General features: G+C 43.2%; 16 protein-coding genes and 1 pseudogene. 7 read left to right on the plus strand and 10 right to left on the minus strand.

Annotation, left to right across the window (positions count from 1 at the left end; genetic code table 11):
* Positions 1–173: 173 nt before the first annotated feature.
* Positions 174–1,169 (minus strand): aspartate--ammonia ligase, encoded by a 996-nt coding sequence (gene asnA, locus MHN32_RS00530; protein ID WP_239420598.1) that lies wholly within the window; start codon positions 1,167–1,169, stop codon positions 174–176.
* A gap of 161 nt (positions 1,170–1,330) precedes the next feature.
* On the opposite strand from asnA, the gene asnC reads away from it, so the two are divergent.
* From asnC to MHN32_RS00565, 7 genes are all read left to right on the plus strand, one after another.
* The gene (gene asnC, locus MHN32_RS00535) at positions 1,331–1,789 is read left to right on the plus strand and encodes a transcriptional regulator AsnC (protein ID WP_010374296.1); all 459 of its coding nucleotides are present in this window, start codon (positions 1,331–1,333) and stop codon (positions 1,787–1,789) included.
* A 50-nt stretch (positions 1,790–1,839) separates the two neighbouring features.
* Positions 1,840–2,538 carry a tRNA (guanosine(18)-2'-O)-methyltransferase TrmH gene (gene trmH, locus MHN32_RS00540; protein ID WP_010605868.1) on the plus strand — a complete coding sequence of 233 codons (699 nt, stop codon included), beginning with the start codon at positions 1,840–1,842 and terminating at the stop codon, positions 2,536–2,538.
* A gap of 28 nt (positions 2,539–2,566) precedes the next feature.
* A complete protein-coding gene (gene recG, locus MHN32_RS00545) occupies positions 2,567–4,654 on the plus strand; it encodes an ATP-dependent DNA helicase RecG (protein WP_239420605.1) in 2,088 nt (695 codons plus the stop codon).
* Positions 4,655–5,002: 348 nt separating this feature from the next.
* Positions 5,003–5,665: an esterase gene (locus tag MHN32_RS00550; protein WP_010605870.1), complete on the plus strand. Its 663-nt coding sequence runs from the start codon at positions 5,003–5,005 to the stop codon at positions 5,663–5,665.
* A 200-nt stretch (positions 5,666–5,865) separates the two neighbouring features.
* Positions 5,866–6,591 (plus strand): TetR/AcrR family transcriptional regulator, encoded by a 726-nt coding sequence (locus tag MHN32_RS00555; protein WP_239420612.1) that lies wholly within the window; start codon positions 5,866–5,868, stop codon positions 6,589–6,591.
* Between the two features lie 15 nt (positions 6,592–6,606).
* Positions 6,607–7,707 (plus strand): efflux RND transporter periplasmic adaptor subunit, encoded by a 1,101-nt coding sequence (locus tag MHN32_RS00560; RefSeq protein WP_239420614.1) that lies wholly within the window; start codon positions 6,607–6,609, stop codon positions 7,705–7,707.
* Positions 7,707–10,814, plus strand: coding sequence for an efflux RND transporter permease subunit (locus MHN32_RS00565; RefSeq protein ID WP_174170477.1), 3,108 nt, complete (start codon positions 7,707–7,709; stop codon positions 10,812–10,814). The genes MHN32_RS00560 and MHN32_RS00565 overlap by 1 nt, the downstream gene beginning before the upstream one ends.
* Before the next feature lie 273 nt (positions 10,815–11,087).
* On the opposite strand, the gene MHN32_RS00570 is transcribed toward MHN32_RS00565, so the two are convergent.
* The 9 genes and pseudogenes from MHN32_RS00570 to MHN32_RS00610 all read right to left on the minus strand — a co-directional run bounded on the left by MHN32_RS00570 (position 11,088) and on the right by MHN32_RS00610 (position 22,554).
* Positions 11,088–11,390 carry an XRE family transcriptional regulator gene (locus tag MHN32_RS00570; RefSeq protein ID WP_239420616.1) on the minus strand — a complete coding sequence of 101 codons (303 nt, stop codon included), beginning with the start codon at positions 11,388–11,390 and terminating at the stop codon, positions 11,088–11,090.
* A gap of 221 nt (positions 11,391–11,611) precedes the next feature.
* Positions 11,612–12,481 (minus strand): hypothetical protein, encoded by an 870-nt coding sequence (locus MHN32_RS00575; RefSeq protein ID WP_239420618.1) that lies wholly within the window; start codon positions 12,479–12,481, stop codon positions 11,612–11,614.
* A gap of 428 nt (positions 12,482–12,909) precedes the next feature.
* Positions 12,910–14,541: a type I restriction-modification system subunit M gene (locus MHN32_RS00580; protein WP_239420619.1), complete on the minus strand. Its 1,632-nt coding sequence runs from the start codon at positions 14,539–14,541 to the stop codon at positions 12,910–12,912.
* 2 nt (positions 14,542–14,543) lie between these two features.
* Positions 14,544–15,656, minus strand: a complete 1,113-nt coding sequence (locus MHN32_RS00585; RefSeq protein ID WP_239420628.1) for an AAA family ATPase — start codon at positions 15,654–15,656, stop codon at positions 14,544–14,546.
* On the minus strand, positions 15,653–16,927 hold the full coding sequence (locus tag MHN32_RS00590) for a restriction endonuclease subunit S (protein ID WP_042522584.1): 1,275 nt from the start codon (positions 16,925–16,927) through the stop codon (positions 15,653–15,655). The genes MHN32_RS00585 and MHN32_RS00590 overlap by 4 nt, the downstream gene beginning before the upstream one ends.
* Positions 16,920–19,967, minus strand: coding sequence for a type I restriction endonuclease subunit R (locus tag MHN32_RS00595; protein ID WP_239420629.1), 3,048 nt, complete (start codon positions 19,965–19,967; stop codon positions 16,920–16,922). Before MHN32_RS00595 ends, MHN32_RS00590 begins: the two co-directional genes overlap by 8 nt.
* Entirely contained in the window at positions 19,943–20,113 is a 171-nt protein-coding gene (locus MHN32_RS00600) for a helix-turn-helix domain-containing protein (RefSeq protein WP_239420630.1), read from the minus strand. The genes MHN32_RS00595 and MHN32_RS00600 overlap by 25 nt, the downstream gene beginning before the upstream one ends.
* A 105-nt stretch (positions 20,114–20,218) precedes the next feature.
* Positions 20,219–21,287, minus strand: a pseudogene (locus MHN32_RS00605) (IS3 family transposase).
* Positions 21,288–21,366: 79 nt separating this feature from the next.
* Positions 21,367–22,554 (minus strand): NAD(P)/FAD-dependent oxidoreductase, encoded by a 1,188-nt coding sequence (locus tag MHN32_RS00610; RefSeq protein WP_174170478.1) that lies wholly within the window; start codon positions 22,552–22,554, stop codon positions 21,367–21,369.
* Positions 22,555–23,081 lie beyond the last annotated feature (527 nt).

Here is a 23,081-nt window from a genome sequence, read left to right on the forward strand (position 1 = left end):
TAGGAGCGAGTTCACCTCGCAATCTTTTCACTGCTCGCCGCGTAAAGTATCTCCTACCAAGGTAGTCACCACGTAGGAGCGAGTTCACCTCGCGATCTTTTAACCCCTCGCCGCGTAAAGCAGCTCCTACCAGAGTATTCACCCAGTAGGAGCGAGTTCACCTCGCGATCTGTTTAAAGCAAATCAGCTACGCTGCTACGTACTTCTTCAGGCCATACCCCAACTTGTACCTGACCAATATGCTGCTTTTGCAACAGCAACATCACTAAACGCGATTGGCCAATACCACCTCCTATCGTTTGTGGTAATTCACCCGCAACTAATTGTTGGTGCCAATCTAAGCTCAAGCGTGCTTCGTCATCGGTTAATTTAAGCTGTCTTGCAAGCGAATCAGGGCAAACACGAATGCCCATTGATGAGATTTCAAATGCATCTTCTAGCACCGGGTTCCATACCAAAATATCACCGTTAAGCCCTTGGTATTTGTCGCATGTTGGCGTTGACCAGTCGTCGTAATCCGGCGCGCGAACGTCATGAATCTTACCATCACCAAGCTCACCACCAATGCCAATTAAAAATACCGCGCCATATTCTTGGGCAATCGCTTTTTCACGTTGCTTGGCTGTGAAATTTGGATACATAGTGCGTAATTCTTCGCTGTGCACAAACGTAATTTTCTCAGGGAGGAATGCCGCAATGCCAAACTCATCCTCAACCACTTTTTCCGTTGCTTTAATTGAACGATAAAGGGTTTCTACCGTTTCTTTTAGTTTTGCCAGCGAACGCTCACTGTTTTCGCAAATCACCTTTTCCCAGTCCCACTGATCCACATAGACAGAATGGATTGGCGATAGCTTATCTTCGTCTGGACGTAGCGCTTTCATGTGCGTATAGAGGCCTTCGCCTTTAGCAAAACCATAATCGCCTAGTGTTTTGCGCTTCCACTTAGCAAGTGAATGCACTACCTCAAACTGCGCATCCGGTAGCGTTTTCACTTTTACCTGCACCGCCTGCTCGTGGCCACTTAGGTTGTCTTGAATACCGTCGCCCAAACGCGCCAAAATAGGCGCTTGTACTTCAACTAAACCCAATTGCTCGGTTAGCTGTGCTGAAAATACTTGTTTTACTCGTGCTATCTGTTTTTGTGTCTCTTGATACTTGCTCAACATGGTTAGGTCCTCATTCCCGAATTTGTCGTTTTGTTGAGTCTATATTTAAAGAAACCGACACAAACATCAATAACCCGCAACAAAAACACCTTTACATAATTGTTTTCATCAAAAATATGCTATAAATTTTATATAAACGATAATTGCTAATGGATATTTACATGGAAAATTATGAGATCGACAATCTGGATAGATCCATCCTTCACGCTTTAAAAGAAAATGCACGAACGCCCTACGCGGAATTAGCAAAAAGATTTGCTGTTAGCGCCGGTACCATCCATGTTCGGGTCGAAAAAATGAAGCAAGCGGGGATCATTGAAGGGACTCAAGTGAGCATTAATGCCAAACGACTTGGTTATGATGTCTGCTGTTTTATCGGAATAAACTTAAAACACGCTGGCGACTACCCGGGAGCCATCGCACGTTTAAAGGAATTTGAAGAAGTTGTTGAAGCCTACTACACCACGGGCAATTACAGCATTTTTATCAAAGTGATGGCGCGCTCCATCGACCACCTTCAAGATGTGCTTATTAATAAAGTGCAAACCATTGAGTCGATCCAGTCAACCGAAACGCTGATCTCACTGCAAAACCCAATTCAGCGCACCGTTATGCCCTAGCTTCTTTTTTGTTATAATCGCGGGAATTTTTTGATTAGAGTAGTAAGTAGATGGCTGAGAATAGATTCCATCGTGTAAAAAGCGTATTAGATAGACGCCAAACCGACCTCACAGTGTGCCTAGATGAAGTGCATAAGCACCATAATCTGTCAGCGATTGTGCGTACCGCAGACGCGGTTGGCTGCCACCACGTACACGCAGTATGGCCACAAGATCAAAGACGGTTAACAAACAATACCTCTGGCGGCAGCAAAAATTGGGTTGAAACCCATATGCATGAGGATATAGACCAAGCTGTTGCGACAATTCGTGAACAAAACCCAGGTGTACAATTATTAGCAACCAACCTTAGTGATAGCGCCGTTGATTTTCGTGAAATTGATTACACTAAACCTACCGCTATTATTGTCGGGCAAGAGCGTTTAGGGATCTCAGAGCGCGCACTTGAGCATGCGGATCAGCACATCGTGATCCCAATGCAAGGTATGGTGCAATCACTCAATGTGTCTGTTGCTGCAGCGCTTATTTTATACGAAGCGCAGCGCCAAAGAGATGCAGCAGGACTGTACAAACGTACAGATATGATGGATCCTGTGGTAAAACATAAGTTACTATTTGAAGGATGTCATCCAATCATTGCAACCCGCTGTCGCGAAAAAGGGCTACCTTACCCGGCACTTGATGAGCACGGTGAAATCGTTGCAGACGACGCTTTTTGGGACATTCTTAAGTTTACGCAGAAGAAATAAATAACGCGGATCGCGCTAGAGGATTAGCATGTCGACACCAAATTTGGCCACTTATCCAATCACCGAATTAAAAGGCGTAGGCCCAAAAGCGGCCGAGCGTTTGGCCAAACTTGGCATTCAATCGGTGCAAGACATGTTATTTCACCTTCCGCTACGCTACGAAGATCGTGCGCGCACCTATCCTATCTGCGAGCTGCAAGCGCATAGCCATGTCAGCATTGAAGCCGAGATTGAACGCAGCGAAATCACGCAAGGCAAACGCCGCATGTTGGTGTGTTATGTTAATGATGGGACGGGGCGGATCGCGCTGCGCTTTTTCAACTTTAATGCAGCACAAAAAAATGCCATGCAAGCGGGCAAAGTGATCCGCTGTTTTGGTGAAGTTCGCCGCGGTCATTATGGCTTTGAAATGGCGCATCCAGAATACAGCATCAAAGAGACGCGCTCTGCACCGAGCGATCCGAGCCTTGCGACGCTTACCCCAGTTTATCCTACCACCGAAGGATTAAAGCAACTGAGCATTCGGGCAATTGCCGATCAAGCCGTTGAGTTACTACGCAAATATGATGTACCAGACTATTTACCAGCTCAATATCGACCATCGCAGCAAAGCCTAAAAGAAGCGCTGTTATTACTGCACCGTCCACCACAGGAAGTGGATTTAGCACAATTAGAGCTCGGGCAACATCCTGCACAGGCACGATTGGCGTTTGAAGAGTTATTGGCGCAAAACCTCAGCTTGCTTAAGCTAAGACAAAAAGGTCAAGCGGTAAAAGCGGTTGCACTACCGCCCACCAACCCACTTGAAGCTCAGTTTTTGTCATCCTTGCCATTTGCCCCCACCAATGCCCAAAGTCGAGTAGTGGCAGAGATCAAAGGCGACTTACAACATCCCTACCCCATGATGCGATTGGTGCAAGGGGATGTCGGCTCAGGAAAAACGCTTGTGGCAGCGCTTAGCGCGTTAACGGCTATCGCACAAGGTTACCAAGTAGCAATTATGGCACCCACTGAGATCCTATCCGAGCAACACGGCATCAACTTCCTTAATTGGTTTGAACCTATGGGTATAGAAACCGTATGGCTGGGTGGTAAAACCAAAGGTAAGGAACGCACTCATGCGCTTGAGCGTATTGCTTCAGGGCAAGCACAGATGGTGGTCGGCACCCATGCGTTATTCCAAGAGCAAGTACAGTTTTCTAACCTTGCGCTTATCATCATCGACGAGCAACATCGTTTTGGTGTGCATCAGCGCCTAGCGCTGAGAGAAAAGGGAAAGTTTGGCGATTGCTATCCGCATCAGTTAGTGATGACCGCAACCCCAATCCCGAGAACCTTGGCAATGACGGCCTATGCAGATCTTGAAACCTCAATTATCGACGAGCTACCACCGGGCAGAACACCAATCACAACCGTCGCCGTGCCAGACACCAGACGCAATGAGGTGATCAAAAAAGTACAAAAGGCCTGTGTTGAAGATAAGCGTCAAGTTTACTGGGTATGTACGCTTATAGATGAGTCGGAGGCGCTACAATGCCAAGCCGCAGAAGACACCGCCAAAGCACTTGCCGAAGCCTTGCCAGAACTTAATATTGCGCTGGTACATGGTCGCATGAAAGCCCAAGAAAAGCAGACCATCATGGACGAATTTAAACAAGGTCATACCCATGTGCTGGTTGCAACTACCGTGATTGAAGTGGGCGTGGATGTACCCAACGCTAGCCTTATCATCATAGAAAACCCTGAGCGTTTGGGTCTGGCGCAGCTTCACCAATTGCGCGGCCGTGTTGGTCGCGGACAAATCGCATCACATTGTTTACTGCTTTACCATGCGCCACTGTCGGTCACTGCGCAAAAGCGTTTGGGGGTGCTTAGAGAAAGTAACGACGGATTTGTCATCGCTGAGCGCGACCTTGAGATCCGCGGCCCAGGTGAAGTGCTTGGTACAAAACAAACTGGATTGGCAGAGCTAAAAATTGCCGATCTTAGCCGTGATAAACATTTATTACCGCAAGTGAGAAGCCTCGCTTTTACCGTGCTTAAAAACCACAGCGATATTGTTGACCCGATTATCTGGCGTTGGATGGGTGATAAGAGCGAGCTGGCAATGGCGTAAGCCTGAAGCGCCAAATGATATAGAGATCGCGAGATAAACTCGCTCCCATAAAATAAGTCATTCTGGTAGGAGCCGCTTCATGCGGCGAGCAGTTAAGAGATCGCGAGGTGAACTCGCTCCCACAAAATAACCCTGCTGCCATAAAGTAAGCCACTCTGGTAGGAGCCGCTTCATGCGGCGAGCAGTTAAGAGATCGCGAGGTGAACTCGCTCCCACACAATGAGCCGGATCCCACAAAATAAACTCGTTCTCACAACTCTCTCATACAAAATCACCCATCGCGCTACGCTTGCTTCTTTTATCAAAGCTTGGCTACCATCTCTCTACATCAACTAAAAAAACTCAAAAATGAATCGTTTACTACGTGCGGTATGCACCTCATTTGCTGCTTGCATGGCGTCGATCGCCTCAGCAAAAGCAGTTTACCCAGATGTACCAGAGCAGATTAATTCATCTGCCAAATATGTTTTTTACTCTCATGGCTATATCGTTGAAGGTGATAATGAAACCCCTATTCATAAGCGCTGGGGTAAATATGACTTTCCAGCCATCAAACAGGCATTAAGTGATGATGCCTATACGCTAATTGCTGAGCATCGCCCTAAAGGCGTCGCACCAGAAGCGTATACAAAAACCTTGGTTAGCAAGGTTCACAAGTTACTGGACGCGGGCGTCAGCGCCAGCAACATTACACTCGTGGGGTTTTCTCGCGGTGGCGCGTTAACGATAATGGCAAGTGATGCATTAAAAAATGATGCCATTCACTACGTGGTACTAGCAGGCTGCGCTGGGCTTATCAAAAGTAAAACCGAGATTAAACTCTACGGCAAGGTGTTGTCGGTTTACGAAACCTCAGATCAAGTGGGCTCTTGCGATTTTGTGAAAGCACGCTCTGCAAACCTCAAAAGCTTTACAGAGCTTTCGATTTCAACCGGTAAGGAACACGGCGCTTTTTATCTCCCGAGAGACGAGTGGTTAAAGCCAGTTAAAAGCTGGATTTTAAATCACTAAATAACCTGAGGTTTGGTTAATTAGCGTGGCGTTCTTTCAGAGGAACGCCGTACAGCGCATTCATTCTACTCCCTTTGATATCTTTAAATCGCATTTTCAAGCAACCCCCCTGATTACTTATTGCACTTTTAAAAATGCTCTCTATAATTGAACCTTATTCGAATACCATTCGAATAAGGTTCAAACTCTAAGGAGAAACGATGGCACCGGCACCTAAATATGATAAAGAAACCCAGCAACGCATGATTTTAAACGCTGCGGAACAATGCATTAATGAGTCTTCAGTCACTGACTTTACAATGGCAAAAGTCTCTTTGCTTGCAGGATTGTCTATGGGCTCAATCTATAAGTTTGTGCAGACCAAAGAAGACCTAGTAATGGCGCTGGCCTATGAGTCTTTTACCCATACATCCAGTGTTTTTAAGCAAGTGTTGTCGTTACCACTTAGCACGCCAGAACGCATGCTCGCGGTGTGTCTTATCTCGCCACAAAAGCTAAAACGCTTCTCTTTTGATTATGAATTGCAGTCCTACTCTACCAATGAGGCGGTGATTAAAAGGGCTTCTGAGTTTTGGACCAATAAAATTATCGAATCCTGTGGTGGCTGTGAAAACGTGTTTAAACAAGCGCTAATTGATGGCATTGAAGCAGGTGAGTTGCAAGCTACACCAGATCTACACGACATGATAGAAGAAATTATCATCACCGGCTGGGCGCTTACCGTGGGATATGAGCAAGTACTGCGCTTGCAACAAACTAAGCAAATTGTTGAGGGCACAGCTTCATTGCTCGCACCACTTGAGCTTAATGACCCTGTTATTCGCAGCACAGTGAGGCTACTTAACAGCTATCCATGGCAACAGCCTATCACTCAAGACTCTCTGGCACGTATAGAGAAAGAATTGCAAGCGCTCGAGCTTCGTTAACTTAAGGAAATCACAATGAACATCAAACGTTGGCTTATGGCCGTTGTCATCATTCTCATCGTTATTACCAGCCTTGGTTTTGTGAAGTTTACACAAATCCAAGCGGCAATCGCCTTTGGGGAGTCTTTTCCGGAGCCTTCGGCTTCGGTAAAAAGCACGTATGTATCAACCACTGAGCATATTAAATCGGTTAAGGTTGTAGGTCAGCTCCATGCCAAGCGCACCGTCACTATTAGTAACGAGTATCCTGGTCTTATCACTTACGTCGGTTTTAAACCCGGTGAACAAGTGGAAGCGAACCAAATATTGTTGCGCTTAGATAGCAGCATTGATGAGGCGAATCTATTAGCGGCTAAAGCTCGAGTAAAGCTTGCTAAATCAACCTATCAACGGGTTGCCAAATTACTAGAACAAAAACGGATCAGCCCAGATGAGGTGGACAAAGCCGAAGCCGAGGTGGCAATTAATCTGGCAGACGTAAAACGACTAACCACATTAATCGAGAAAAAAACCATTCGTGCACCTTACCCGGGTCAAACGGGGTTAGAGCAATATCAGGTTGGTCAATTACTTGATGCCAATAGCGAAATCACTTTCCTGGTTGGGTTAGACGACAGCATTTGGGTGGATTTCAAAATTCCACAAACCTTACCACAACCTAACTTAGGCGAAGACGTTAGCGTGGCAATTTCTAATGCCAGCGGCCAAAAGCCTGCTCGCGTATCAGCCAAAATGCCAATGGTCGATGTCGCATCGCGTCAACAAAGTTATCGTGCTGAGCTACAAAACAGCGATGGCACACTCAGCCACAATCAAATGGTGTTAGTCAATGTACCAACCGAGATTGTGAACGCCGCAGTTGTGCCAACCAATGCGATTACGCGCAATCACTTTGGCGAATTTGTTTATGTACTTGAAAAGGACGACAGCCAAAACTGGCGAGCAAAACCGGTAAAAATTACTTTAGGCGATAAGGTAAACGATCAGCAACTTGTACTATCTGGCCTGCGTGGTGGTGAATTTATTGCTGCTGAGGGGGCATTCAAGCTACAAGAAAACTTATTGGTTTATACCGATCAGGTTGCCGCTGTTGATGGCAATAACGGAGGCCAGTAATGAGCGCATTACACGAAAATAAGCCGTCTATCATGGATATTTTTGTTAACCGGCCGGTACTGGCGATCGTGGTGTCATTGCTTATTGTGCTAGCGGGTTTTAATGCCGCCCGAGATATATCGGTGCAGCAATATCCAAAAATAGAAAGTGCCTCACTGGTGATCAACACTGTCTATACGGGCGCTGCCGCAGACGTCGTTAAAGGCTATGTTACCGAGCCAATCGAGCGAGTGGCCTCTACTGTTCCTGGCGTCGACTATGTAGACTCGATAACTACCTCGGGACTTAGCAAAGTTACCGCTTGGCTTGAACTTAATCATAGTACCACCGATGCCTTGGCTGAGCTGACCACCCGATTAAACCAGATCAAGTTTGAGTTACCCAGCGGAGCGGAAGATCCAGCCATTCAAATCGTACGTGCCGATAGTCCGTATGCGGTATTCTATCTCGATGTGGAATCTCAAGGTCTGCCACGTAACAACGTGAGCGATTATTTGATCAGAAATGTTGTCCCTTCTATGTCTGATATTCCCGGTGTACAAAAAGTGACGCTGGAAGGTGGCCGCGATCCAGCAATGCGAATTTGGCTCGATACCGAAAAACTCGCTATCTATGGCGTAAGTGCCAGCGATGTATTTGCCGCGCTACAAGCAAACAACACCATTGCCACCTTAGGTTACAGTGAAAATAACAGACAACGCATCGACCTGATGGCCAATACCTCGTTAAAAACGGTAGCCGATTTTAACAACCTAGTGGTAAAAGAAATCGATGGCACGCAACTCAAGCTCGGTAACATCGCCACGGTAGAACTCGGTGAAGCCGAAGGCATGGTAACCGCACGCCTTGATGACCACGATACGGTATTCTTAGCGGTGTGGGCATTACCGGGTGCCAATGAAATCGATATTGGTGATGCCCTGTATAAAAAGATTGATGAGATTAATACCATCTTACCCGACGGCATGCATTTAAGAATTGGCTACGATGGCACGCTTTATATGCGTGATTCCATAAAAGAAATCTTCACCACGCTTGGGGAAACCGTCCTACTTGTGGGGATTGTTGTACTCGCGATGATGGGCTCGTTTAGAACCGCCATGGTGCCGCTGGTTACCATACCTATCTCGATTTTAGGCGCAATCGCGGTGATCTCAGCAATGGGCTTTTCACTCAACCTACTGACTATTTTGGCTATCGTGCTTTCTGTTGGTTTAGTAGTGGATGATGCCATCGTGGTGGTTGAAAACGTTGCGCGTCATATGCGCGAAGGCAAACCCAGATTACAAGCCGCGCTTATCAGTTCACGTCAATTACTCGTCCCAATCATTGCCATGACGCTGACCCTTGCAGCGGTCTACGCGCCAATCGGATTTTTAACAGGTTTAACGGGGTTCTTATTCCGAGAGTTCGCGTTCACCCTAGCCATTGCGGTATTAATTTCTGGGCTGGTTGCTATTACCCTATCGCCCATCATGAGTGCTTACGTTAATCCCGAAGGCGGTAAAGAAGGTAAATTAACGCAAAAGGTCAATGGCTATTTTGATCGATTACAAACGTTCTATTTTCGTGCACTCGATACCTTGTTTAAGTGGCGTCCACAGGTCTTTTTTGTCGCTATCGTGTTCTCTTTATTGTCGGTGCCGTTTTACCTGTTATCACAAAAAGAGCTAGCCCCTATCGAAGATCAAAGCAGTATCCAAGTCGTAGTGGAAGCACCACCTGAGTCTTCTCAAGCTTATACGTCAGCGAAAATGAATGACACTGCCGAGGTCATGAACGCCACTGAAGGCGCTGAGTTTACTTGGCAGATTATTACGGCAGCAGCGGGTTTTGGCGGTGTAGAGCTTGCACCATTTGATGAGCGAGAAAACTCAGTACACGACTTGCTATACGATCTATACGGCCGGTTAGGCAGCGTGACTGGGCTAAGTTTATTCCCTATTCTACCGGCATCGCTTCCTACCGCAGGGCAGTTTGACGTTGAAGTAGTATTCCGTGCCAGTGACGATCCAACCGCGATGAAGCAGTACGCCGATGAGATTATTCAACGGGCAACCGCCAGTGGCAGCTTTATGTTCGTCAATACCGACCTAAAAATTGACCTGCCGCAAGCCGAGCTTGAAATCGACCGAGAGCTAGTTGCTGACTTAGGTCTAAACTTGTCGTCGGTAAACGAGCAACTTAGCATTTATATGTCGAATAATTTTGCCAACTACTTCAACAAAGAAGGCAAAGCCTACCGCGTCATTCCCATTGTCGGCGATGGCGAAAGGTACAATCCTGAGAACATTCTTAATATGCAAGTAAGAACGGATGCTGGCGATCTTATTCCGATTTCAGCGTTTGCTACCTTGCGCACCTTTACAAGCCCTAGAGTGCTTGGCTCATTCAATCAGCAAAACTCGTTTAGAATATTGGCAGGCACACTGCCACACATTACCAAAGAGCAAGCGCTCACACAGGTCGAAGAAATTGCAGCAGACGTCTTACCTAGTCACTACTCCATTGACTACGCTGGTGAATCAAGACAGCTAAGAAAAGAAGGCAACACCATGGTTGGCGTACTCCTGTTTGCCATGATAGTGGTGTTTTTCTTGCTGACGATCCAGTTCAACAGCTTTAGAGATCCGCTCGTGGTACTACTCGGCTGCGCACCTTTGGCACTCGCAGGTGCATTGATGTTACCATTTTTATCACTCACGACCGTCAACATTTACAGTCAAATCGGCCTAATCACGCTCATAGGCTTAATAGCCAAAAATGGCATCTTGATTGTTGAATTTGCGAACCACTTACAGCTTGAAGGTAAATCGAAATTTGAGGCGGTAAAAGGGGCTGCGGCCACACGTCTAAGACCCATACTGATGACCACAGGTGCAACCGTGCTTGGTCACTTCCCGTTGGTATTGGTAACCGGTGCAGGCGCAGAAGCGCGCAACAGCATAGGTATTATCTTAGTCGCAGGCATGCTCATTGGTACTTTCTTCACTTTGATTGTCTTACCGCTGCTTTATGAAAAGCTAGCCAGCGATCACCGTGGCGAAGCCGAAACTATTGAAACCTATCCTGAAGCACCGTTAGTAGGCAAAGTCAGTATGACGTGATAACTGGCTAATAACTAAAGGACACTAAGTGCCATACTTAGTGTCCCTTTAAATTGGTAAAAACCTTTCTTTTGATAAGCTATAATTTATTTCAATCTATAGCCGCTTTTGATCGTGATTTGGGCTTGTGCAAGTAGAATATAGTTTGCCAATATACTCCATCATGTAAAATAAAGATTGCCGATATGAGCAAAGCGATCAAGAGTAGTGACCAAGTAATGTTGATAACCGCCAACTTTTGCTGGCTATAACAGTAACTGGTCTTTTAGGCTCTTACACAGAAAACACATAGTGGGTGCCGTCGGGCAGCTCAACATCAAGGCGCAGCTTACCACCAGATGCTTCCACGTAGCGTTTGAGGGAAGACAGCTTCAAATCGCGCCCCGGTTTCTCCATATCAGATACGGTCGGTTGTTTGATTCCTAAAGAAACGGCAATGTCTCCTTGGGTAAGATTCATGCGTTCGCGGAGTTCTGCCAAATGGATATTCAGTAGCATATCAGTTGCCGTCTTTTGTGCTTTGGCAACAACCTCAGTGTTTTCAATTGCTAACATTTGATCAAGAGTTCTTGGCATCGTATCTACCTATTCAATTTATTAAGAAGTGCCTGAAACTCACAGTCCGCGATCAGGAACATTACTTAGTAACGTCTTTTCTCATCTTTGTTCTTGTTGCTGGAAGAATCAGCGTTCAAAGTACTCAGCAAAAGTATCTGTCATCTCCATCCTCCACATGGATACTTACCATCCAATATAGACTAAATACTATATAGGCTGATGTCTATGCTGAGAATTGCCTACCGAGTATGAAGATGTCTAATGCCAAATACATAAGATGGTGTGTAAAATTTAAAGGTTGATGAACATCGCGCCCCCCGACAACTATCCAGCTCAGAATAGTGCAACTTGCAGCCTATCCTACTACAATCATCACAGCTTTCTGCCGCAACCTTTAACTGGAATTTACCGCAACCTTCAAGACAACTACTTTCAATAAGCATGGTGTTGGAAATGTATGACATCATCTGCAAGTAGGATTTTTCTATCGCCTGTTCATAGTAACATTCAATATTACGAAGCAGTGAGGCTCGCCTTGCTCCCCATGTCGGATGATGAGAGTTTTCTTGTCTTAATAAACCAGTAGGTATCAAATCGGTATAATCATCTGGGCAAAGTTTTTCATCAAAAAAGATATAATCAAAAATGGCTTCCTTAGTACAATTCGCAAAAAACAAGCCAATTTCAGAGAAATGGAGGGGCGGTTCAACAACAGCTATCTTTAAATCTGTTTTCCTTTCTAAAGCTCCTTTACCAGTAAGAATATCCTTGATGGCTTTTATTGTTTCCCCTCGCGATAATCCATGTGACACAATGTAAAGCTGACAAGAATGTTCAGAGCAATTATCTGCATTTAGCCAGTCAACTTTGAAATAAGCATACCCCGATTCGTACAACTGCTTTTCGATACACTCTTGGCAGTAACGAATTTGAATATGCTGCCCAGAATAGCTTTTTGGCTTCTCTGGGTAAAAAGTCTCTATAAAAGAATGATAATGAAAAGAAAGTGAGGAAAAACAAGTTTGATTCACTTTTGTGTTTTTTTCATACAGCTTAAATAACACTTCTGGCTCAATAACTTCAAATTCAATTCGGGCATGATAAGGCACACTTGGCTTACCCCCCAGCCACCGCCTGTCACAACAGTGGAAAAATCACCAAACCCATTGCGGTCTAATACTCTGAAAATAAAGCTCTGCAATGATTCACCTAATGCAGGACCAAAACCGTTTTGTCTTTTACTCATAACTTACAAATGAAGTGTCCATAGACCGACAAACTCTCAACAAAGCGATATCAAATAGAAAGTTAAACTTTGATAAATTTATCACTAATAAAATCACCAAATTTTAAGCTTAAAATTAGGAAAACAATATTCCAAGAGCAAAAATGGCCGCTCTTAGGGCGACCATTTTATTTGCGATATCGCATATCTAAAGGTGAAAGATAAATCTCGCGATTCCTCTAGCTAACAACCACATGTTAGTGCGACAGCTTCCTTCCTATCAAAATGTATAAGAATTGCACGTATCAACGGCTATTTATCATCAACTTGCCCAGGCAAAATCGGTAAGCCTAGTTCTCTAAGGAAGCTATTATGTGTTGCGAGAGCTTCATTTAATCTTTTTTCAAGAACAACTAACTCATCATTTACAACTTTAAGATCAACCTTTTGTTCAGATTTAGCTGTACTTACATACCGCGATATATTGAGATTGAAATCATTCTTCTCAATCTCCTCCATCGTCACTCTACGAGCATAGCGTTCCACGTTGTCTGGACGTTCTTGATAAGTCTCGATGATCTTATCAATGTGTTCTGGCATCAGCTTATTTTGGCGCTTCATTGGCTCAAAATGTTCGCTAGCGTTGATGAACAATACATCATCATACTTTTTGCACTTCTTAAGGACAAGAATACAAACCGGAATACCTGTCGAAAAGAACAAGTTTGCTGGCAAGCCAATCACCGTATCGATATTACCATCTTTCAGTAATTTCTTACGGATTGCTTCCTCTTTACCACCTCGAAACAGCACTCCATGAGGCAATATAATTGCCATAGTGCCTTCATCACTGAGGAAATGAAAACCATGAAGCAAAAAAGCAAAATCAGCTGCTGATTTTGGTGCTACACCATAGCTCTTAAAACGGAAATCATCACTCATTGCTTCGTTTGGTTCCCAACGATAGCTAAATGGAGGATTAGCTACAATAGCATCACACTTAAGCTTTTTGGCCGGATTCATCTCATTCAAAAGATCCCAGTCATTAAGAAGTGAATCGCCATGATGAATTTCAAATTCAGTATCTTTTACACCGTGCAATAACATATTCATGCGAGCTAAGTTATAGGTAGTGATATTCTTTTCTTGGCCGTAAATCTTGCCAATACCATGCTTACCAAGTCGCTTACGAACATTAAGCAGTAAGGAACCAGAACCACAGGCAAAGTCCATTACACTTTCAATCCGCTTCTTGTAGCCAGTCTTAGGATCTTGGCTGTCTAACGAAACTATTGCAGACAATACATCTGAAATCGGTTGTGGTGTATAAAACTCACCCGCCTTCTTACCAGAACCAGCGGCAAACTCACCGATCAAATACTCGTAAGCATCCCCCAATATATCGCTGTCTGTAGAAAATTCAGCAATACCCTCTGATACTTTCTGGATAATGGTACAAAGCTTAGTATTCCGAGCTGTATAGGTTTTACCCAGCTTCTCGGAGTTCAGGTTTATCTCGGAAAACAACCCTTGAAAAGTACTTTTGAAGCTGTGATTCTCAACATGATCAAAACCGTCGTCTAACGTTTTTAGTAATTCTGAACTTTGAGATCTAGCCAACTCTGCAATGTTGCTCCACAAGTACTTCGGCTCAATAACATAATGAACCTTTGTACGCATATGTTCTTGAAACTCTTTTCTTTCAGTTTCAGTCAATTGCTCATAAAACACAGCCAAAGGTGAACGCTTGTCTCCTTCTGCCAGTTTAGGGTAATCAGAGCCAAGCTCTTTTTTAGCTGAAGTTTCATAATTATCTGACAAGTAACGCAAAAACAGAAACGACAACATATAGTCACGAAAATCGTCCGCATTCATTGCACCACGTAAGTTATTTGCGATATCCCAGAGGGTCTTACCTAGCTGATTAAGCTGTTCTTTAGTCATGATTAATTTGTCTCAGTCGTTAATTCTGGGAATAGCTCAGGGTTGAACCGATAGTTTTCCATGAAATCATTTAATATTTTACGGAAGTAGCCTTTATTCTCTTCCTGCATTTCCATTGGCTCAAACATAGAGTAATCACCATGGCTCAGGATATTGATAATACGAGCATGAAGGACTCCATCTGGGTCATCATCGTCTTGCTTAATACAAGCCGAAAAATTTTTAAACCCATGAAATGCTGATGTTTTTTCCAAAATTCCACGCAAAATATTAAAGTGATAGGTATATAGTTCACCGGACTCCGCAGCCTGATGAAGTTGCGTTAGCAATGCTACATGATGAAAAAATGGTGTGCTATTGGTATAGCGTAAAATGTAAGAACCAGCTTCCTTGTCACTGCGTAAGAAGTAAGGTTGGAGCTGTTTTCGCTTCTCTCCCAACTCATTCCAAATCACATTGAAAAATAATGCATGATGAGACGAAACAACAACGCGTATATCACCATCTTGATCTTTCAATAGTTGTGCTAGATGACTTGCCACAGCGATGGCGTTATTGTCATCTAAAGATGATATTGGATCATCAATATAGATATAGTTGACCCAGCGATACGCCTCTTGACCATCTACAGCAAGCTGAGCTACTGCTAGAAAAAAACACCAAACAAAAATGTTTTCTTCACCACGAGATACTTTGATATGCTCTATAGTTTGGGTTGTATCGCCATTATTAACTTCTCGAACGAAATTGATACTCCATTCGTTGTAATCAATAACGAAATCAAAATCAGCATAACGACGTAATAGTGGTCGAATACGGCTTTCCATTTCTAGCTCTTGCAGGCCTATAAAGAAACGCGAATCACCATTTATTCGAAGAACACGTTCAGCATCATTATCTAGGTCGTTATCCCAGGAAAATAGATCTTCTGTAAATGCATTGAAATAGAGCGTATCTCTATCATCAGCATTTTTCCCAAGGTCTTTAAACTCCATAGATAAGCGTGTCTTTCCCGTTCCGTTATAGGCAAAAAGAACGATATATTTTTTCTCGTCCAATTTTTCACGAAGGTGGGTAGCAACTGCGTTTAGATTTTCAAAAACTGTCTCACTCATAATCCCACCTCTTCCATAGATGGGAACAATTGCTGCATTAAACCCTTTTTATGAAGCAATAGTTGATCTACTTTTAAAGCTTGATTCTCAATGAGTTCATCAACCGAAGATAAGAAGCAAGCAATTTGCTCCTGCTCTTGACTTGTTGGTGGTATGAGAAATTCATATTTCTTGAACCTATTGCCGTTGATTGAATTAATTGTTGCACCTAAATCAGCAGCAACCTGTTTTTCAAACGCAGCGGTCTGGAATAATTGGTACACAAATTTTGGATGTACCGTCCTAAAAACCGTCATAAATGCCCCGTGTGTACTTAACGGAACATCAGAAGATATAAGTGCATTTTTACCAATAAGAGATTTAGATCCATTCCTCACACAGATCAAAATATCATTGGGCTTAGATATATTTGCTCCCGCGATGTCTGGTCGGACATATACATTATCTTGTAAAGAAATTACTCCATTTTGGACATTAGATGATCGAAGGACCAAAAGCCCCTCTTCTCGAACGTCTTCAGGCTTATAAGTCAGCCCTGGAATAAGCTCTCCCAGTTCACTTAGTTCTACTTTCTTCCAATCTCCTGTTTCTTGGAAATTAGAAAACCTCACTGTAGGGTTAACTTCTCCATCAGCAGAAAATAGCTGTTGCATCAAGCCCTTCTTATGGGCTTTGAAATCAGCTAGTTTTTGCTCTTCAGCTACGATCAGCTCATCGACAGATGATAGGCAGTCTGCAATTTTATCTCTTTCGCCTTTCTCAGGATAAGGCATTGGCATACTCATGAAGTCATCATTGGTGACATTCATACGATCATACCGAGCTCCAGTATTCGACACTTTTCGCATGTAATCATGCCATTGGTTTGACTTGAAATAATACTCATAGAAATCGTTGTTATTGTCGTTGAACTTAAAGACAGTATACAGAGGAGACATCACGCCTTTCCCGACCTTATTTTTTGAAATAGGCCCTACAGGTGCAAGGGAAGATATACGAGGGTTATATACGTAAGCATCTTTCTCAACAATATAATAACCGCCTAGGTTGTCTTTGTTGGCAATGTCTTTTTCAAAGTAGTCTCGTTGATCAACAACACCACCAGATGCAGAGTTAGTTAATACACGTCCCACATCTTCAGCACCATTCTTTTTAGTACAGCGTACAGCCATCTCTTTGAGTGGTTTTACGCTCCACGAAGAAAAGTCTGAACCATCATCTCTCTTAAACCTAAGCTTCGGCTCTAATGCTTTTTTTCCTTTCTTACTCATAAGCGGCTAACCCCGAAATTTCACGGCCTTGCGCCAACTTCTTCAAATGCGGCACAAGATCTTCCATCAAGGCAATCTCAGCCAAACGTCGAGCCTTCCAGCCCAGTTCGAGCGGCTCCAACAAATCTGTAAGTTGCTCGCCATCAAATATCATTCTGTTCATAATTCCATCGACAAAAACGCTTAAGGCTTGCGGTGACAAACCATGCTTCTTTGCCATTCTTGTTAGCTCCTGACCCGCTTTAGCAGCTTTAAAAGCTAGATAACCATCGCGGATTTCTTGTTCAGTCAGGCTTTGCTCTGCTTCCAAACTGTTGATGTAAGCGATAATGTCTTCTCGTTCGTCCATCAGGTTTGCACTCGAGCTAATCAAATCGATCAGCTGCGCTCGTGTCATTGTCTGCTTAGTCTTGGTTGTCTGAGTAGATTTAGCAATCAATGCCATTATGTAGTCGTAGTCAATCACCGCAGATGCAAAAAGTACGAATTCAAAATCAAGTTGTTGTACAGCATCTTCAACATCATCACCTTTGTCCCGCTTTCGTTTTAACTCTTGAGCAGTTTCTAGATAGGAGCCTTTAAAGCCACGCAGTGTATCTTCCGGCAATAGTTCTGCAACGGTTTGTTGGTTTTCAACACTCAAGTCAGTATATTGATCCAATTGAGTTTTGAGCTTCTGCACTTCTTTAAAATGATTGATAAACTCTGCTTTAGCGGTGTCTCCTTTTAAATTAGCTACGTCTGAAGGAGTACACTCTAAGCCATGCTTGAGCATAAATGTTTGTAAATTTTCGACAGCTTCTTTGAATTCATTCACGACAACAGGCGCGGGATCGACCAACCAAATTTCTTTGGCACGCCCCTTAGCAGCACCAGAGAAAAGACCAATTGCTGCGTTAACTTCATCTTCCTGACCACGGAAGTCTAAAACGTTGCCCCAGGGTTTACTGTCGTTCAACACGCGATTGGTGCGAGAAAACGCTTGTATTAAACCATGATGCTTGAGGTTTTTATCTACATACAGAGTGTTCAAGTACTTAGAGTCGAAACCTGTCAGCAACATATCCACAACAATAACCACATCGATCTTATTCTTACGCGGATAATCAGCGTTTGAGTATTTCTGATCTTTAATACGCTGCTGAACGTCTTGGTAATACAGATCGAACTCACTAATCTTATGGTTAGTACCATATTGCCGATTATAAACCTCAATGATTGCAGTTAGCGCCTTCTTCTTTTCATCTGGCTGCTGTTTGTTATCTTCCTTTTCTTGCTCCAGATCTTCTTGTAACTGCTGCACATCTTTGTTGCCTTCTGCGGGAGGAGAAAACACACAAGCGATGTTTAACGGTTCAAAGCTACTATCTTCAGCTTGTTTCTCTGCTTGAATAGCTTTGAATTGCTGATAATACTCGATAGCATCATTAATTTTTGCTGTCGCCAATATGGCATTGAAGCGGCGTTGGCTCGTGGCACTATCATGTTTATCTAAGATGGCATTAATTACAGCTCTCGGCGGTGGATTTTCGCCTTTTTTCGGCTTTTTCTCACCGTTATTTTTACTGAAGTAATCAATATGGAAGCTCAGTACATTTCGGTCATCAATTGCATGAGTGATGGTATAGGCATGCAACTCCTTTTGGAATACATCTTTCGTAGTCACATTAGATGCGACAGTACCATCGATCTGCTTGTATGTAGCGTTATCATCAAAAATTGGTGTACCTGTAAAACCAAACAATTGTGCATTAGGAAAAAAATCCTTAATTGCTTTGTGATTATCACCAAATTGCGAACGATGGCATTCATCAAAAATAAATACGATTTTCTTATCACGCAGTGGCTCTAGACGCTCTTTATATGTTGGCTTGCCATTTTTCTTATTAACCTGATTACGTTTGCTGTTTTCATCTAATGCTAAGCCAAGCTTTTGAATTGTGGTGACAATAACTTTATCGGCGTAATCCTCCGAAAGCATTCGGCGAACTAGCTTTTCAGTATTGGTATTTTCTTCAACACAACCTTCCTGGAATTTGTTGAACTCCTCACGGGTTTGACGATCTAGGTCTTTCCGATCGACGACAAATAAACACTTTTCAATATCTTTATTGTCTTTTAATAAGGTAGATGCTTTAAATGAAGTCAAAGTCTTACCGCTACCGGTTGTATGCCAGATATAGCCATTACCACGATTTTGGTGAATACAATCAACAATCGATTTTACCGCATATATTTGATACGGACGCATAATGAGCATTTTCTGTTCACTAGCCACAAGTACCATATAACGACTAATCATTTGTCCTAGTGTGCATTTAGCCAAAAAGTCATTTGCAAAATCATGCAAGTGAGCAATCTTTTTATTGTTGGTGTCAGCGTGCTGATAAATTGGAAGAAAACGTTCATCAGCATCAAAACTAAAGTGTTGGCTATGATTGTTCGCAAAATAGTAAGTTCGATGCTCATTACTAACGATGAACAATTGCATAAAGCACAGTAATGTGTTGGTGTAACCATTACCAGGATCATTCTTGTAGTTCACAATCTGTTCCATAGCACGACGAGTTACGATCTGGTGGCTCTTTAGCTCCACTTGAACAACTGGTACACCGTTGATAAGAATAATCACATCATATCGGTGATGGCTATTATCTGTGTTTATGCGAAGTTGATTGATGACTTCGTATTCGTTTTTACACCAATCATTGATGTTTACCAATGTATAGTGCAGTGGAGTGCCATCCTCGCGTTGAAAGGAATTGCGCTCACGTAAGGTCTTAGCGGCAGAGTAAACATCTGAGCTTATGATCTCATCACGCAAGCGGGCAAATTCAGCATCCGTTAGATTAACTCGATTAAGCCTCTCAAACTTTTCTCGAAAGTTACGCTCTAATGAATCCTTATCACGAATATCTGGTCGATAGGTATACTTGAGATCTTGTAATTTTTTGATGAAGCTTTCTTCGATCTGCTGTTCTTTTGTCATCTGCTGCATTCCGTTCGAGACTAAGCTCACCCCTTTTGTTTTTCGATCCATGCTTCTAGATCTGTTCTCTTAAAGCGCCAACTGCCGCCAACCTTAAAACCCGGTAGCTTTCCTTCGCTAGCGAGCCTGTACGCCGTTTTTTCATTCAATTTGAGGTAATCAGCCACCTCTTGAATAGTCAGAATTTCATCGCCCATTATCTAATCCCACACATTGAACAAACAGATTGTATGAGAAAATTGCGGAATTCACAATGTACAGCTGTAACTCCACCCAATTTAGTACAGCTATTTCGTAGAATTTTATGCAGCCTCAAGATAACCAATTGGTGTCATATCGCCAAGTGAATCATGTGGTCGCTCATAATTATAAATATCTAACCACTCATCTGTGATTTCACGTACTTCTTGCAGTGACTCAAACAAGTATAAATCTAGCACTTCTTCACGATAACTTCGGTTAAACCTTTCCACAAAACCATTCTGGTAAGGACTACCTGGCTCTATAAATTCCAACTTGATGTCATTTTTTATTGCCCAATCTTCAAGTGCCGTTGAAGTAAATTCTGGACCATTATCCACTCTAATCTGCTTTGGTTTTCCTCGCCAAGCAATAATTTGTTGTAGTGTTCTAATAACTCGTTCAGAAGTTAAGCTTGTATCGACTTCAATCGCCAGTGCTTGTCGGTTGAAATCATCCAGCACATTCAGTGTTCTAAAACGATGTCCATAGCTTAATGCTTCACTCATAAAGTCCATTGACCACGATTCATTATGTTGTGTCGGTGCACTTAATGGTTCAGGTGTTCTTGTTGGAACACGGCGCTTTCCCTTACGTCCCAAGTTTAGTTTTAGCATGTTGTAAACGCGTTCAACACGCTTTTTATTCCACGGCTTACCTTTATTTTGAATAGCTTAGGCAGCCCCCACCTAGGATGGCGCTCTACCAGCGCAAGTAATGCGTCGATAGCTTCATCATCTAACGGCCGTTTATGTTTGTAATAAAAAACTGAGCGGCTTAGCCCTGCCACTTCACAAGCAAATGCGACGCTGACGTTAAATTGAGCTCTCAAATGCTCTACCCAAGCTCTGCGCCTACTTGTTTTTACAGCTTTTTTGCGATGATATCCTCAAGCATCGAGTGCTTTAGGCTAAGCGTTGCAAACATATCTTTTAGCTTACGGTTTTCTTCTTCAAGCTCTTTGAGGCGTTTAATATCAGACGCTTCCATACCGCCATATTTTGAGCGCCATTTGTAAAATGTACTTTAGCCGATGCCATGTTTGCGGCAGATTTCTGGTACAGGAATACCTGACTCAGCTTCTTTGATCATGCTGACAATTTGGGTTTCGGTGAACTTGCTTTTTCTCATCGTAAATTTTCCTATTTTAGTTAATGGAAAATTCTACTTATAAACTGTTTCATTTTTTGAGGGAGTTACAAATACACAGCTAACAAGCCTGTCCGCATGCCCAGCCGGAGCTCCATGCATATTGGAAGTTATAGCCCCCGAGCCATCCGGTGACATCTGTTACTTCGCCGATAAAGTACAGGCCTTTTTGTTTTTTAGCTTCGAAAGTTTTTGAGCTTAATTCGTCGGTATCTACACCACCTAACGTAACCTCTGCGGTGCGATAACCCTCTGTGCCATTTGGTTTTATTTTCCAGCTAGTAAGGGTTTCTGTCAGTTTTTCAATCTCTGTGTGGCTGAGTTGGTTGGCGTTTTTATCTGGGATGCTGCCGTCGCTGATTAAGGCCTCAATAAAGCGCTTTGGTAAGATGGTCGAAAGCAAGTTCTTCAGGCTCTTTTGCCCTTGCTCACTGCGCCAGTCATGGAGTTGTGCTTGCACATCTAAGTCAGGTAATAAATTGATGCTAACAAACTCACCTGCTTTCCAAAATGAGCTGATCTGCAAAATTGCGGGGCCAGATAAGCCTCTGTGGGTAAAGAGAATATTTTCTCTAAATTGGATACCGCTTTCGCTGGTCACTAGGCTATCTACGCTAATACCAGACAAACCATCAAAGCGTGCTTTGTCGTGATCATGGAGTGTAAATGGTACAAGCGCTGCCGTGGTTGGTAACACCGTTAAACCGAATTGCTCCGCTATTTTGTAGCCGATTGGCGTTGCGCCAAGTTTTGGCATGGTTAGGCCACCAGCGGCAATCACCACTGACTCGCAGTTGAAGGTTTGAGTTGTGGTTTTGACTAAGTAGCGGCCATCGCTTTGATGCTCAACCGCTAATACTTCTTGACGTAAATGGAGTGACACGCCCGCCCAGTCACATTCGGTAAGAAGAATATCTACGATCTCTTGCGCGCTATTGTCGCAAAACAATTGTCCAAGTGTTTTGTGGTGGTATGCAAGGCCATGGCGGTCTACCAATTCAATAAAATCATGTTGGGTATAGCGGCTCAAACACGACTTTACAAAGTGTGGGTTTTTACATAGATAGTTAGCAGGTGACGCATTTTCGTTGGTAAAGTTACAGCGGCCACCACCACTGATCAAAATTTTACGACCAGGCTTTTTCCCCATATCAACCACTGCAACTTGTCGCCCTCGGTATCCAGCCTGTGCAGCACACATCAATCCAGCAGCACCTGCGCCGATAACGACCACCTCTATTTGTTGCATAAACTCACTCAACTTTTTATCTAAGATTTCTACACTTACCGTTTTGCCAACAGTTTAGCTTTAAGCGGCAAAATCGCGACCAAGCGAAAATTATACCTAGATTCTTTATCTAATCACAGCGACGAATAGAAGAAGCAACTCGCATACCTTTCAAACACTTGTAAACATTATGTCAGCGCTATCATTTCTCAAGCCTTAAAAAACAAGAAAATAAGATTGGAATAATAAAATAAAACCAACCTTTAGCACTAACCAAACTCCCACTCTACTGGCTACAAATGCTTCACAAAGTTAAAAACACTATTTTGTTTACAGTCATTTACAATGTAACTGAAATTTATTCACTCTCTCACAAATATGAAAAATATCGATTAAAAACAATACAATAAGAATTTATTATAGCCATTTATCCGTCCACATATAACTAAAAAATTAGTGCAAATAACAAAACAGCGCTTTCTTTTTTTTAACCATGAGTTTACTTTCACTGACCATCAGCTTTTTATTAACAGCTGAACAACAAGTTA

The organism is Pseudoalteromonas sp. Of11M-6 (genome assembly GCF_022347905.1).
Taxonomy (GTDB): domain Bacteria; phylum Pseudomonadota; class Gammaproteobacteria; order Enterobacterales; family Alteromonadaceae; genus Pseudoalteromonas.